1 protein-coding gene is annotated in these 480 nt (G+C 61.2%); it reads right to left on the bottom strand.

Translation table 11 applies throughout. From position 1 onward, the window contains the following. On the bottom strand, positions 1 to 480 hold a 480-nt coding region (locus tag AC1DQ3_RS36755; RefSeq protein WP_477124985.1), incomplete at both ends, for a hypothetical protein.

The raw sequence follows: 480 nt of genomic DNA, 5'->3' as shown, positions 1-480 counted from the left end.
ACAAGGCGTTGATTCGCCCATGATCGTAAGCTGGCTCCGCGGTGTCCGGCAGGAGCGCCGTATTTGCGAAGGGTCCGCTATTTGCGGCCCCAAGCGCCGCCACCGAAACCAGCTTGCTGCTGTTTTTCCTCGGCGTGTCCAGTTCATATTGGAGCGAGTCCGGATGCCGCTGACGATACTCGAGCATCTCTTCCTGTGTTTCCAGAAGGGCGCCCATATACAGGCACAGTATCCGGCCCTTGCTCAACGTGGGGCGCAGTTCGGGATCGGCTTCGAGGGCAAACAGGCCATACTGCCCTGCGAGGATCTGTTCATGCGGGGGAAGTCCAGTTGCGGCCAGTCTGCCGGGCCGGCAGCGCAACGTCTCCTGTGGTTTGCCTTCGATCAGGCGTCGCATCTCCGCCAGTACGTCTTCCTGAAGCGCCCGCTTGAGCTGAACAAGTGCTGGGCGCTTGAGCCTGGGCAGCCGGTGATGTTCGT

Source organism: Cupriavidus sp. 01T418, from assembly GCF_056398885.1.
This window is presented reverse-complemented; position numbering and strand designations above follow the sequence as displayed.